Origin of the sequence: Virgibacillus pantothenticus (assembly GCF_018075365.1) — a bacterium.
Lineage (GTDB): Bacteria > Bacillota > Bacilli > Bacillales > Amphibacillaceae > Virgibacillus > Virgibacillus pantothenticus.
This window is the reverse complement of sequence record NZ_CP073011.1, coordinates 376,715-390,728: the sequence shown is the minus strand read 5'-3', so window position 1 is coordinate 390,728 and position 14,014 is coordinate 376,715. Positions and strand designations below refer to the sequence as shown.

Below are 14,014 nucleotides of genomic sequence, written 5' to 3'. Positions count from 1 at the left end.
GTGATTGCATGACTCCATCAAAAATAATACGAGAGACTGCAGAAGGAACTTTCTTACTAAAGAAGGATTTTAGTCAAGAAAGCAACTGGCGTTCAGATCACTGCTATAAATTTATTTACTCTTTAGATGGAATGATAAATTATCAAACGAATAGAAACCAAATAAACTTTAATCATCAACAATTTATTTTATTTAACCCACAAGATGAACATAAACAGTTGGCAGTTGAGGGTAAGAAATTTCTTATTGAATTAAATCCGATTTTTCTTAATCAAGTCTCGAAATCTCTCAACTTTGTTGCTCAAAACGATATTCAAATTGCCTCGAGTATACAGAAAAACTGCCAAGTATCTAACTGGGTCAAGTTTGTACTGGACTATGTAGTTATTGAAAAAAATGATATTCATTCAATGGAATTATTTTTAGAGCACAGTTTCACACAATTTGCATTAATATTGCTGAAAAATGCCGTTGGAACACATACACAGGATATAAATGTAAATTCTTACAAAATAATTAGCCCCCAAATATATACAACGGTATGTGCTTTGAAGGAAAGTTATCAATATCCTTGGACCCTAGATCAAATGGCAGAGGTAGCTAATTTGAACAAGTATCAATTTGCCCATTTTTTTAAAGATATTATAGGGATTTCCCCATATTCTTGGTTACAAATATATCGAATAATTCGAAGCCAAGAGATGCTAACCAAAACCACTAAAACAATCTTAAAAATAGCGATGGACTGTGGTTTTTCATCTGTTACTGTTTACAATCAATTATTCAAACGGTTATATGGTATAACTCCTAGTACTTTTCGAGCAAGTATTCGTAAATAAATGGCTGCGCAAATGGCCATCATAAATCCACATATTATAAACAAGATCCTTATAGGCAGGAATGAAGAGAGTACTCCGAATAGACCAAGAGAAATTGCATTAGATAAATAGAGAAGAAATGCATTAAAACTAAAGCCTTTCCCTAATTCTTTTGTTGGAAGATATGTTTGCAATAAATATACTCTTGATAAACCAGAGATAGGCAAGCCTATTCCCGCAACGAATACCCCTATAAAATATAGTGGTAGCGTATAAGAAAACCCTAACATCAGAATACCTATCCCCCAAATCAATGAGCCAAACAAGTAAGTTTTCATGCTTAACTTTTTCCAGATGAATGGGATAAACAAATTAACCACAATAACGGTTGCACCATACCACCCCAAAAGTAGACTATAGCATTCCTCTCCATTTGGGGTTGTTGCAAGGAGTTGCAATAACAATCCGACTTGCCAGACCCATGTATTGAAAAACACCATGATTACTGTCACTATAAATAATGTTCGTATAGTTGTTTGTTCGTTTACCCATATTGAAAAATACTTTATCGAGATAAAAATATCGCTTATTTTCCATTGGCTAAGCTTTTCATTTGTTAGCTTTTTATCTGGTAATTGAATCCTGTTAATAAGAATCGCACTTATAAGATAGGTTAATGCGTCAAATGTAAAAAAATGTATAACGTTAACTATATTCATTAATAAAACACTAACGATAGGTCCTAATACAGTAATTCCCCTTGTTACTGTATCAAGTAAACTGTTCACAGAAGATCTTTCCTCTTCACTTGTAATAATGGGCAAAATCGCTCTATGTGCAGGGGTAAAAAAACACCCTAAGCAATGAATAAGAAAACTGACGATGATTAAATGCCAATAGATTAATAACTCTAATTCATGCAATAAAACCACTGATAATATAAGAGGTATTCTTATAAGATCGATCATAATTAAAAGTCTTTTCTTATCTACCCAATCAGCAATGACTCCGCCGATTAATCCGAATAAAAGATAGGGAGCTACTTGTGAAATAGCAACTCCAGTTGTATATATGCCTGATCCTGTCATCTCATAAGTTAAAAACACAAAAGCTAAACCCGATATAACATTACCTAAATTTGAAGCAGCGGCTCCTAATAAGTAAAAGATAACATTTTTATTGTTTTTAATAACTTCCAAATACATATGAAATCACCTCTTCTAGAGTGTAATCTCGTTTTGAGGTGATTTCTTCCATCATATTGTCAATTTTTCTTTCAAGATTATGGTTATTTCAGCAAAAGGTCGATAATCAGGTAGAAATTGCACTAGAGTTAGACAGAAAATACAAATAATCCTCTATATAAAAAAAGATATTCATACAAAGGCTCTTTACATGGTTGACTTGTTTATCTATTTAACTTTTATATATTACAACTGTCCCAATATAGCCCTCTTATCGTTTCACATTTGGAAATTTGAGCGCTATGGTCAACCCCGAACCAAGCTCTGATTTTGCATCCAACTGAATGGCTAAATCATAAGCCATCTTGCTCACTAAGAAGAGTCCCATGCCTGTTGCTTGTCTTGTATAGGTACCTCGCCCTCCAGTAAAGCCCTTATCAAAAATAAAGGCTAAATCTTCTTCAGAGACACCAGGCCCATTATCACGAATATATAAAAGGCTTTGATCACTCGCTCGATCATAACCCGTTTCAAACTCCAAAATGGGATGATTCTGATTCTGCGCAACGTATTTCGTACTGTTAAAGATGATTTGTTCTAATATGAAAGCTAATCCTTTACGGTCGGATAAAATCTCCATCTCTTCACCTTTGAACTGTACTTGAAAACCGGATTCATCTAGTAGTGTTTGATGGTCTTCAACAGTCTGTTTGCAAAATGCGAGCACATTTATTGGTTCAAAAATATAATCTTTATGAGCAGCCCCAAGCCTTGCAAAATACAAAATTCGCTCTACGTCTCCATGCATTTGATCTCTAATATGAAGCATACGCTGTCTCACAAGGGGAGACATTTCGTCACTGCGGTTATCTAATACCAATGTCATCAATGAAAGCGGCTTTTTCATTTCGTGAACCCATCCTTCGATGTAGTTTTCATAATCGGTGAGTTCAATGACTTGATCATTCAGTTCCGACTGATACGATCTTAGGGTACTTCCCATTTTACGGATAATGGACCAATGTGTCTTAGGAGCTACCCGGCACAATCTTTCTTCGTTCGTCTCATTTGGTTCTAACAAAAAATCTTGAAAGGCAACTTCGATTATTTTTTGCTTTCTCATGATTAGGAATACAGACAACGAAACAATCGCTAGCGTAAAAACAATCATGAGCCCCACCAACACCTTAAAGGTTTCTGGGTAAGCCAGCCAAGCTAAATAACTAAAAAGGAGGCTTGTAGCCATTAAGATAAGAAACCATTGTTTATAGGCATGAAAACAATCATAGATTTGCTTTATCCATTTCACGGCTTCTCTTGCCCCCTCAGTCGATACCCTTGGCCCCTGATTGTCTCAATTTCATTTTCCAAGCCCAATTGCCGCAATGTTTTTCGTAAGCGTGTCAGATTTACTTGAAGGGCATTTTCATCTATAAATTGGTCTGTTCCCCATAAAAGTTCACTTAGTGTTGACTTGGGTACAACCTCAGGCCTATTTTGTACTAAAGCCAATAAAATTTTTCCTTCATTCGCTGATAATAATAACGACGCGGACCCTTTATATAAAGTAAAGGTATTTGGATCTAATGAAAAACTGCCACCATCGATCAAGTCTGGTTGTCCTGCAAACCTTCTTAGCAAGTTCTGGATGCGCGCCAATAATCGGTCTCGATTACATGGCTTTGTGAGATAATCATCTGCGCCTAAATGAAGACCATGTAATTCATCTTGTAACTTATCTCTGGAAGTAAGCATCAATATGGGACCAATCCCTTTGGATTTTAGACTTTTACATATTTCAAAACCTGATTGTTCCGGTAAATTGATGTCCAATAAGACTAAGTTTGGTGCCAAAGTGGCAATTTGAGTGACTACATCATGAAAGTCCGTAATTGCTACTGCTTCAAACCCTTCTTTTTGCAATATATCCATTAACTCTTCTCTCATCCATGAATCATCTTCGACAACAGCAACCCTCGCCACTTCAGCACCTCCTTCTATATGAAATGTAACCGTTTTTTAATCTATATTTGGCTTCCAGCGCAATTTATCGATCTCATGATCTGCTGTACGGGCAACTGCTATTCCATAAATCACGAAAATGATGATGACTACGCATGCAAAGGTAAAGGCAATCGGATAAAGTAACGCGTTATCTTCGATGCTAATAACAACAAATGAAATCATCGCCCTTATCCCAACAGCTGCACTCACGCATGCGAGAGACATAGGTAACAGAAAAGTCAACATTACCTGTCTATGCATCGATTTTTTCATTTGCTTACGTTTTGCTCCCAACATGGAAAGTGTTACATAGCGCCCGCCCGTCTGCTTCATCTGTGTCAAAAATTGTAAAGCTAATACTGTGCAAGCAATAATCAAGAATAAGAATCCCACATATAGTGTCGTATAACTTCCCGCAACAACATAGAAGAGTTGACGTCCAAAGTTTTGCAAATAACTTTCAAACTGAAAGCCTGAAGATTGTAATAAGTCTCTAGCTTCCATCATTGGTTTCATTAAACCTTGCTCATCTTGCAGCTTTTGTGGGATGCGAAAATTCCAATAGGACACATATGTTTCCGTATTTAATAAGTCTTCAAACATAGAATCAGGGACGATAAATGCGGAATGAATTTCTATCGAACGGTCTGCGACTAATCCCCTCATTGGAGTTGATGGGCGTATAGATATTTCCTGATCATGAATGCTCATCAAACTTCGCCCTTCTTTTTCAGCCTTTTCAAGAATACGATCTAGTACAGGCATGCTCTCTAGATTATCCATATGCAAAAGGTCTGGATTAAAGTATAGGGCAATTTCATCTGCATGCAGGTTCAGTGGTTTTTCTCCTATTGCCTTTAAAAGTCCATTATAAGATGATTCAGGAATGAGGTAAGGTGCTTTTGCATCAATCTCTAGGACCCCAAGCAAGTTAAGTGCTTCAGGGTTTTCCGAACTGATCGTGTAACCCTGCATTTCTCCGGATAAAAGCTGCTCTTTATAGTTGCTTGGCAGAGCCATAATGAGCTGCTCTCTTAATTCAGGCCAGTCTACCAACGATACAGGCAAGTCATTTTCCTCACGTTCATCCTGAAATTTCATTTTCCCAATTTCTAATAGATTTAAGTCCTCTACATATGGTACCATTTTTTCTGAAGTAAGAAATTGCTCAACCTTTTGATGATCTCCATGAACCGTAAAATCATATAACGAGGAAGTCCTAGTAATAGCACTATCGAAACCGATAATAGTTGAAGCACCATTTGTGATCAAAATGATCGCCAACGTGATTAGAATCGATGTTACAGCAACAGAAGTGGATTTATTCGCTACGTTTTCCTGGAACTGTCTTAAAGTAAATGTGCGCAGCCCTTTCGTAGATTTACCCTCGGACAAGCTTGCCAATAAGCCAAATAGTTTTCCAAATCCCCTCATAAAAAAGATCGTTCCTAAACATCCGAGAGCCAATGCCACAAACAGAAGCAGTCCTGCAAAATCCATAAAACGATATAAAACAATCCAATAGGCAACACCTAGTAAGACAATACCCACTAAAATATGGAGTACGTTGCCTTTAAAATGTCCCATATCTTGTTTCTTATCCATTTGCTCATAAAGTAGTTGATGTACCTCTTGATTAAATAATCTTCCGCCAAGAATGGCTAATGCAATGAGCTGGATGAATAAAAAACCGATGATCGTAAAGATTATCGCGCTTACCGACAAGCTTATTTGATGACCGATAATTCCCTGTCCGACTAGTTTAGAAACCGTCAAGCTAATGATTTCCGCTAAAAATCCGCCTATTAAAATGCCGCCAATGAGTGCCAAAATAGACGTCATAAGCCCCTCTGCAACAAGTTGAAGAACAAGACGCTCTTTGCGCATTCCTAACATGAGGTAGAGTCCAAACTCTTTGCTTCTCCGATTTAATTGGTACTGATTAGCAAATAAAATCAAGAAAAACAATAGAAATAAGGCAAATAGATACACGATGGGCATGAGGGCTAAGAGTTTATCGATCGCATCACTTTCAAATTCCTTTAAAAATAAAATAACATCTTGTCTCCCAAGTGAAAGTATGATATAAAACGAGGCTACTGCTGTGACAAGTGTTGCAAAGTAGATGACATTTTCCTTCCGACTTCGCTTCGCATTACGATAAATCAGCCTAGAGAACATTTGCGCTCCCTCCCCCAAGCTGAGCTAGTACCCTTAAAATTCTGTCATAAAATTTCTCGCGAGACTCATCTTGTTTACGGCGCAGTTCATGAAAGATGACACCATCTTGAATAAAAAGGATTCTTGAGCAAAAGCTTGCAGCATTCGGGTCATGGCTGACCATTAAAATTGTTCTTCCACTACTTCTATTAATTCCTTCCAGCTTATTCATTAAGAGTTTTGCAGAGCGTGTGTCTAATGCTCCTGTTGGTTCATCTGCAAGAACGATATCCGGATCAGAAATCAAACTGCGAGCAGCAGCTACCCTTTGCTTTTGTCCCCCAGACATCTGAGAAGGGAATTTATGAAGGATATCTGTTATTTCTAAAAAACTTGCCAGCTCATTTAATTTAGCACGTGCTTTTGTAAAATCCACCCCATGAATAGACAGTGGCAATAGGATATTTTCTTGACCCGTTAAATTATCTAGCAGTGCAAAGTCTTGAAACAAATATCCAATTCGAGTGCCCCGATACTCTGCTAAATCTTTACTGTCAAAAGCACTGATGTTTTTACCATTTAAAAGCACCCGCCCAGATGTTGGCTTTATAATCGTTGCAATGCAGTTTAATAATGTCGTTTTACCAGAACCACTTGGTCCCATGATTCCCAAGAATTCTCCTGGGAGAATATCAAAACTGACACCGTTTAAAGCTTTTGTTATATTGTCTTTCTTTCCGAAGTTTTTTTGTAAGTCTTGAACTTCTAGTAATTTTCCTTGTGTAGTCATGTATAACGCTCCTTTTCTTATTATCATGTATCATCGAAGAGCTATACACATTATAACCAATATCAAAGACTAGAAACACTTACAAATGATGTAAGGAAAGATGAGTCGCTATACTGGGTGGACAGCTCATTTGCTATTGAATTTGATTTTAATGCAAAATGATTATCCACCATCTATTATTAAATTAGAAAATCGGTTAAATTATTTCAAGCAAGTATCGGCAAGTAGTTAGAACAGTTTATCGAATTTGTCTGTATTACGTAGAAGAGGTTTACAAAATCATCTTCAAGTAGTAAGAAAATAAGATAATAACATAACGGAAGGCGCATTCAACTGAAATAAAATTTATACAAAATTATCAACGCACTTACCTTTATTTTCGTGCTACACTACTAATCACCTATATGGAATGTGCTTGATAAAATTCTTCAGTTTTATTTCATAATATTCCTCGATATCATCTCTTAGATTCTTCTCCAAGGCTATAAATGCACCTACAATATAATTCAAATCAAATACATTATAAATATCTGATTCTGCCCAAATAGATTCCAATCTCGCCTGATTGGAGAAGGGAAGCAATGACAGTATAGCACCGTCTTCATAATCATCGTATTCAATCGTATAATAATGGAATTCTGGTATATAATCCTTGGTCATCTTTTCTTTCCATTCATACAAAGACTTATAGAATTCTAGTATCGCAAGTTCTGTTTCAAAGTATAATTTATTATTAATTTTTATAGAAAACGTAGCATCTACTGCTAATATAGCTGGAACATCCCTTTTATCTTTATTCGAGATGATTCCTTTATCACTTACGAAGTGGTATTCAAAATTTATCTTATTATCCATTTACTCACCACCCCTTTCACTTGAACCATTATTTTAGTTCTTTTAAATTTACGCTCTCGAAAATAAACGATAAATAGCTGGTATTAAAACTAAAGTAATTAAAGTAGAAAATAAGAGCCCTGATATAATTACCGTTGCCACAGGTGCTTGGTAGTCTGCTGACATTCCCGACGCCATTGCTAACGGAATCATACCACCAACCGTAGTAAGTGTGGTCATGAAAATAGGACGAATCCGGTCTTGGCCAGCGTTTATAATGGAAGCATGGAGAGAATGCCCTGCTATAAGGAGTTGGTTTGTTCGATGGATCAACAAGATAGCATTGTTTAGAACTATTCCCACTAGCATGATTAATCCCATTGCTGACATAATATTTAGTTCCATTTGTGTCATAAACATTCCAAGTATTACCCCAATAATTGTAACTGGAATGGTAGACATAACAATGAGTGGTTGGCCGAAATGATTGAATTGAACAGCCATTACCAGATAAACTAAAAATATGGAAATAACTAAAACGAAAATTGTATCTTTCATCAATTCTTGCTGTTCTTCCAGCTCACCACCTAAGGAGACTGAGTATCCAGAGTCTAATTTATAGTTCTCCACCATATTTTGAACATCTCTGTTAACTGCTCCTAGGTCTCTACCATCAATATCAGCAAATATAGATATAGATCGTTCTCCATTTATATGATAAATCTCTTTAGGTACATTTACTTCCTTTAACTCCATAAAAGCTGACAATTTCTTATCACTGAGTGCTGGAACATCGAGATTTAATAATGATTCTTTGGTTCCTTTAAAATCATCCCAAGATCTTTTATCCCTGAAAATTTAACATCCTGCACTTCTGGCAGTTGTTCCAAACGAGGTTTTAATACACTTGACGCAAATTCGGTCATCTCAGACATATCTCCACCAGAAATATCTAAAATGAATCCGTATTTTGTTCCCGAGCCGTTCCTGCTAACATCAACCTTTTTTATTACGGAGGAATTATTTTTAAATGATTGTACTATCGTTTCTAATTCTCTCCCCAAATCCTTGTCATAACCATCTTCAAAAGAAGCCTGGATTGAGCTTCCCCCCAAATAAGTAGTTGATTCAATCTTATTTACTCCATCAATTTTTTGTAATTCTTGTTCAAGTGGCGTTGTAATGTTACTTTTCACATCCGCCACAGTTAAATCTCCTGCATCAACTTCAATTGAGGCACCATTTAAGTCAACAACGGGAGTCAATTCTCTATCTAAATTCAAGAAAGCATAACTTCCCAAAAAGATAATTAAAATGACCAACAAACTAATGAAAACTTTTCTTTTAATAATGTACTTTAGTAATTTCATAACATCTCCCCTTGCTAGTATATTTGGTTGTATTTAACCTGAATAGACAGGGCTTCCTTAGTTGGTAGTTCAGTTTTTAGCAAAAATTACCGACAATAAATTCACTGTTTTTTCTTACTATATTTATGCAACGCTAGTGCCCTAAGGTTATTTGTTCATTACTTTTACTAAGGGTATATCCCGTTTATTATAGGAAGCTCTAACATTTTGAACCCTTACTTTCTAACAGGAAATTAGTGCTACCATGGTCTATAAATATTTTTTTTAATACCTAAGTTGTTCGTTTGCGACTGTTTTTATTGAAAAATCCATAATCCGTCAAGAAAAAGCAATAAACATAAAAAAGAATAAGATAATGTTTTTTTATAGAATAATGACGTCTTGCATAAATAACCACCTCACAGAATCATCAAAATCTATAAAGCGAAATTTAATCTCCTCAATTCGAAAGCTGCTCTTTGCTTTTTAAATATAATTCAAGTGCTTCCTCAAAAAAATCCAGAGTTTCCGAGTCAATAGGGTAAAATCCAGCACTTTCCGATTTTTGGGGTGACTTTCTTACGTCCCATAGTTTTTTATAAATTCTGGATTATCTCCGTAGGTCTCTATTTCTTTTTCGTGCATACGTTTTATGATGCGTTGAATTTCTGGTGATGAAACACCTTTTGGCATATGCTTTCTTAATTGAGCCGTTAAGGCAATCCATTCAAGTGTATCAGGGTCACCACGATTTATATTTGGTAGGTAATCTAACAACTCACTTTCCTCTTTATTAAATATTTCTGCTAGAAAGGCTTCCCTTTTATTAAAGTTTTGTTGATATAACTGGATAAGTCTCTGTACCTTGGTCAAATTAATATTCTCTTCTATTAACATTTCATTTAATAATCCACGCAATATACCTTCAATTTCCTCTCGCTTTTCTTTTTCCTTTAAGATATAATCCAGCTGAGTTTTTAGACTATTAAACCAATCTAGTTTACGGTCATCCAACATTTCCTTAATATCTTTCAAATGAAATCCCAAAGTTTTCAAAAATTGAATTTCTTGCAGTTTCTTTATCTCTTTTTCCCCATATAATCTATGGCCGCCTTCCGTTTTATCTGCTGGTTTAAGCAAACCTATATGATCATAATATCGCATCGTTCTAACTGTAATGCCCGTTTGTTTGGTCACTTCTTTAATTGAGATCAAGTGAAACATCCTCCTTGTTTTATAAGCTATTTACATTATATAAAATGACGTCACGTCACTTTCAAGGCTTTGTTGTATTATTTTTTACACGGAGATCAAAAAAATGTGTTCGGCTTAGCTTTACGGCTTTGGATAGCCAAGAGGTTTTAAGAGATTAGGATAGGACGTTTTCATGCTTCCGTGCGCTTTTTATCATCCTCAGTTCCTTTAATCAAATCCTCCTCTTGTCTGATTTTACAGACTTTTAAACATATAAAAAAAGAACCGAGAAGCGTATCTTGGGTACGTTCCCAATCCTAGCAAAAGTTTTTTCATGATAGATGGTGGATCCCGCTCTATGCGAGCCATGCTGCTTTCTTATCTTTTAAATAAGGCTGTCGAGCAAAAACTCGACAGCCTAGCTGACTTTCTTACGGAAAAGCGTGTATGTTCTGATCACTTTTTCCTGCTTAAAAAGAGCAGCGAATACCTTTTGTAAAAAAATCTTTTTTACATACTTTCCGTTATTCTGTCTTCTAGTCAAGTATCCTCCTCAAATTCCCCCTTGTTTCTACGGAATCTTTCAACCGCTCGATATAGTGCAGGGATAATGACCAATGTGAGCAATGTCGATGTCGTCAAGCCGCCTATAACAGTAATTGCCAATCCTTTTGAAATCAAGGCGGCAGAAACTGACTCCACATCGGCCGATATCGCGAGCGGTATTAACGCGCATATGGTCGCAACGGCAGTCATGACGATTGGCCTTAACCGAATTTTTCCCGCTTCCACGATGGCTTCTTCTACTTTCATTCCACGTTTACGGTTATTTTCAACCCGATCCAGGAGTACAACCGCATTCGTAACAACGATTCCGATTAGCATTAACAACCCGATTAAAGAGCTCAAAGACAGCGGCTGGCCAGCAATGAGCAAAAATCCAAATGAGCCGATTGGTACGAACAAAATGGAAGCCAAGATGACGATTGGTGTCAACAAGCCATTAAAGGTCATACATAAGATTAAAAACACCAGTACGATGGCAGTGATCATCGATACACCCATTTCGGTATATTGCTTCGTGATTTCTTCATTCGCACCACCTGTTTTAAGGCTTACTCCTTCGGGCAGTTTCAATGCATCGACATCTTTTTGTACTTTGGTTGACTCCGCTAAAATGCTATTCCCTTTTATTTCCGCGGTTACTTTTGCCAATGTTTTGCCGTTCTCCTGGTTAATCTCAACAGGTGTCTTCATTTCAACGACTTCTGCCACTTCCTTCAGCGGTTTTACACCACTTGGAGTTGGAACTTGTAAATCTTCCAATCCGGATTTGCTCGTAATTTTTTTATTATAATCAATCGTAACATTGATTTTTTCATCTTTTATTTTGTAATCCATTAATTCCACAGCATTTAACTGTTCATTGATCAGCCCCATTAATTGAGTGGAATCGATGTTTAACTTTGTTCCCTGCTCATTTAAAGAGATCGACCATTTTTCCCGTGCTTCATTCATTTCATTTTTTACATTTTTTAATTGATTGTTTTGCTGCAACAAGTTTTCTACTTGTTTGGAAGCCTTCTCCAAAGCTTGGAGATCGTCTCCATACAATTCGATGGCCACTATATTTCCCGAAGGCCCTTGAGCTTGTGATAATTCCTCAACCCTTATATCCGCTTCTGGAACATCCGCTTTAACAAGCTTGGATAGATCCTTTTTTAATGAGTTGGTTTCTTCATCGGCTGTATAACCTTTTTTCAACTTCACGATAAATCCGGCTTCATTGTCTTTTTTCTGGAATGAGATCGGATCAGCCGGTTTACCAACTTCAGCACTGCTATAATCAATTTCCTTCTTCTCGCCTAAATAGTTTTCCACTTTCTTGGCAATTTTGTCCGTTTCTTCCAGCTCCGTCCCTGCGGGCAGCGTCATACTGATGTTTAACGATGTGCTACTTCCCGCGGGAATGAGCGAAAATCCCATAAGTGGCACTAATGACACTGAACCGACGAGCAACAGGATAGAAAGAATAATCACCACGCCTTTTCTTCTGATCGCAAGACGAAGAAGTTTTTCATATCCTAACACCATTCTGCCTTCTTTTTCTTTCGTCTTCACTTTTTTGAAAAAGACGTTCCCTAACACGGGTATAAGCATAATCGCCACAAAGAGTGAAGTTAAGATGGAAATCGCAACGGCAAGAGCAAACGGACGGAACTGCTCCCCAATCATCCCATCTATAAAGGCAACCGGTAAAAAGACGATACAAGTAATAAAAGTGGACGAGGCAACGGCAGTCATGACTTCTTTCGTTGCTTTGAAGGCAATCTCTTTCCTGTTCACTGTACTGCCTTTTTCCTGTAGCCAACGGTACATATTTTCTATGACGACAATACTATCATCGACAATTCGTCCGATTGCGACTGCAAGCCCCCCCAAGGTCATGACATTCAACGTATAGCCAATATAATCCAGTGCCATGATCGTAACAAGAATAGATACTGGTAGGGAAATAATGGAAATAATCGTCGCGCGGAAGCTTCGTAAAAATAAGGCGATGACGATGATGGTAAATAATGCTCCAAACAATCCTTCTTTTACCAATTTGGAGATGGACGTATCAATTTCCTTGCCATAATTCAGAATAGGATACTTTTCGTACTTCGCTTCCTTCTGATATTCATCAAAAATACTTTCAACTTTGTCTGTTACAGCAACCGTGTTGGCGTCTTTCTCTTTTGTAATGCTAAAAACAAATGCCGGCTCTCCGTTGTAACGAGAAATTTCTTGCTCTTTTTCCGTTTGTTTAATAGTGGCAATATCAGATAATTTTACACTTGCTGCCACATCTGGTTGCGGGCTGGTAATGATCAGTTTGTTCAAATCTTCAACGGATTGGATGGTACCTTTTATATCAACGGGTATTGTTTTCCCATCATTTTCAACTGTTCCAACCGTGGCATCCGCATTTTTACTTTCCAGCGCCTCCTGGACAGATTGTAAACTGATTCCTTTTTCCAACGCTTTGTCCTGATGTAATTCAATTTGCCAATTATTTTCTCTGAGTCCGGTAACTTCTACACCTGCTACCCCATTCACTTTTTTGATTTCAGGAATAATGGTGTCTGTTATTTTTTTCTGAAGTTTTTCGCGGTCTTCTCCTGTTATTGCAGCTTGATAGACACTATTTAACAAGTGGTCAATCGTCAAAACTTGTCGATCAGCATGTTCAGGCAATGGAACACTGTTCACAATCGCTTCGAGTTTACTGTTTACCCTGTCAAGATCAGTCCCAAAGGGATATTGAACTTCAATCGTAACCATATTACTTGTAGTTGAAGCAATGACATTTTCCGCTTCATTTGCTGCCAATATTTTTTCTTCCAGTGGCACAGTAATATTTTTCTGAGTTTCTTCAGCAGACTGTCCAGGAACTGATATTTGAATAAATAAAGTGGGAAAGGAAAGATCAGGCATGATTGCCTTTTGAATTTTCGTCGTTGCAAATAATCCCCCTCCCAAAACTAGAATGCATAGAAAGAATACCGCAATCCCATTTTTTAAACTCCATTGTGTAATTCTCGACACTTTTCTACCCCCCATTATGACTTCACACAAACCTTAACAATGTAATATGAACTGTATATGAACAAAAATGAGCCGGTACATAAGCAAATA

12 protein-coding genes are annotated in these 14,014 nt (G+C 36.9%); 2 read left to right on the top strand and 10 right to left on the bottom strand.

Features of this window, described 5'->3' with window-relative positions; all coding sequences use genetic code 11:
* The first annotated feature begins 8 nt into the window (after window positions 1-8).
* Complete coding sequence (locus tag KBP50_RS21965) at window positions 9-839, top strand: helix-turn-helix transcriptional regulator (protein WP_232231156.1); 831 nt, start codon at window positions 9-11, stop codon at window positions 837-839.
* Here KBP50_RS21965 and KBP50_RS01900 read toward each other — a convergent pair.
* The 5 genes from KBP50_RS01900 to KBP50_RS01880 all read right to left on the bottom strand — a co-directional run bounded on the left by KBP50_RS01900 (window position 776) and on the right by KBP50_RS01880 (window position 6,956).
* On the bottom strand, window positions 776-2,023 hold the full coding sequence (locus KBP50_RS01900; protein WP_050349735.1) for an MFS transporter: 1,248 nt from the start codon (window positions 2,021-2,023) through the stop codon (window positions 776-778). The genes KBP50_RS21965 and KBP50_RS01900 overlap by 64 nt on opposite strands.
* Window positions 2,024-2,273: 250 nt before the next feature.
* Complete coding sequence (locus tag KBP50_RS01895; protein WP_050349734.1) at window positions 2,274-3,311, bottom strand: sensor histidine kinase; 1,038 nt, start codon at window positions 3,309-3,311, stop codon at window positions 2,274-2,276.
* On the bottom strand, window positions 3,308-3,985 hold the full coding sequence (locus KBP50_RS01890; protein ID WP_072741613.1) for a response regulator transcription factor: 678 nt from the start codon (window positions 3,983-3,985) through the stop codon (window positions 3,308-3,310). Before KBP50_RS01890 ends, KBP50_RS01895 begins: the two co-directional genes overlap by 4 nt.
* Before the next feature lie 36 nt (window positions 3,986-4,021).
* A complete protein-coding gene (locus KBP50_RS01885; protein WP_050349733.1) occupies window positions 4,022-6,187 on the bottom strand; it encodes an ABC transporter permease in 2,166 nt (721 codons plus the stop codon).
* Window positions 6,177-6,956 (bottom strand): ABC transporter ATP-binding protein, encoded by a 780-nt coding sequence (locus KBP50_RS01880; protein ID WP_050349732.1) that lies wholly within the window; start codon window positions 6,954-6,956, stop codon window positions 6,177-6,179. The genes KBP50_RS01885 and KBP50_RS01880 overlap by 11 nt, the downstream gene beginning before the upstream one ends.
* A gap of 100 nt (window positions 6,957-7,056) precedes the next feature.
* Between KBP50_RS01880 and KBP50_RS22390 the strand changes: the two genes are divergently transcribed.
* Window positions 7,057-7,188: a hypothetical protein gene (locus KBP50_RS22390; RefSeq protein ID WP_257786685.1), complete on the top strand. Its 132-nt coding sequence runs from the start codon at window positions 7,057-7,059 to the stop codon at window positions 7,186-7,188.
* A gap of 164 nt (window positions 7,189-7,352) precedes the next feature.
* On the opposite strand, the gene KBP50_RS01875 is transcribed toward KBP50_RS22390, so the two are convergent.
* From KBP50_RS01875 to KBP50_RS01855, 5 genes are all read right to left on the bottom strand, one after another.
* A complete protein-coding gene (locus tag KBP50_RS01875) occupies window positions 7,353-7,811 on the bottom strand; it encodes a DUF7878 domain-containing protein (RefSeq protein ID WP_050349731.1) in 459 nt (152 codons plus the stop codon).
* A gap of 48 nt (window positions 7,812-7,859) precedes the next feature.
* Window positions 7,860-8,558, bottom strand: a complete 699-nt coding sequence (locus tag KBP50_RS01870; protein ID WP_269082644.1) for an efflux RND transporter permease subunit — start codon at window positions 8,556-8,558, stop codon at window positions 7,860-7,862.
* Window positions 8,559-8,590: 32 nt separating this feature from the next.
* A complete protein-coding gene (locus tag KBP50_RS01865) occupies window positions 8,591-9,160 on the bottom strand; it encodes an efflux RND transporter permease subunit (protein ID WP_050349729.1) in 570 nt (189 codons plus the stop codon).
* 558 nt (window positions 9,161-9,718) lie between these two features.
* Window positions 9,719-10,354 carry a MerR family transcriptional regulator gene (locus tag KBP50_RS01860; RefSeq protein ID WP_232231155.1) on the bottom strand — a complete coding sequence of 212 codons (636 nt, stop codon included), beginning with the start codon at window positions 10,352-10,354 and terminating at the stop codon, window positions 9,719-9,721.
* Window positions 10,355-10,873: 519 nt separating this feature from the next.
* The gene (locus tag KBP50_RS01855) at window positions 10,874-13,924 is read right to left on the bottom strand and encodes an efflux RND transporter permease subunit (protein ID WP_050349728.1); all 3,051 of its coding nucleotides are present in this window, start codon (window positions 13,922-13,924) and stop codon (window positions 10,874-10,876) included.
* Window positions 13,925-14,014: the final 90 nt, after the last annotated feature.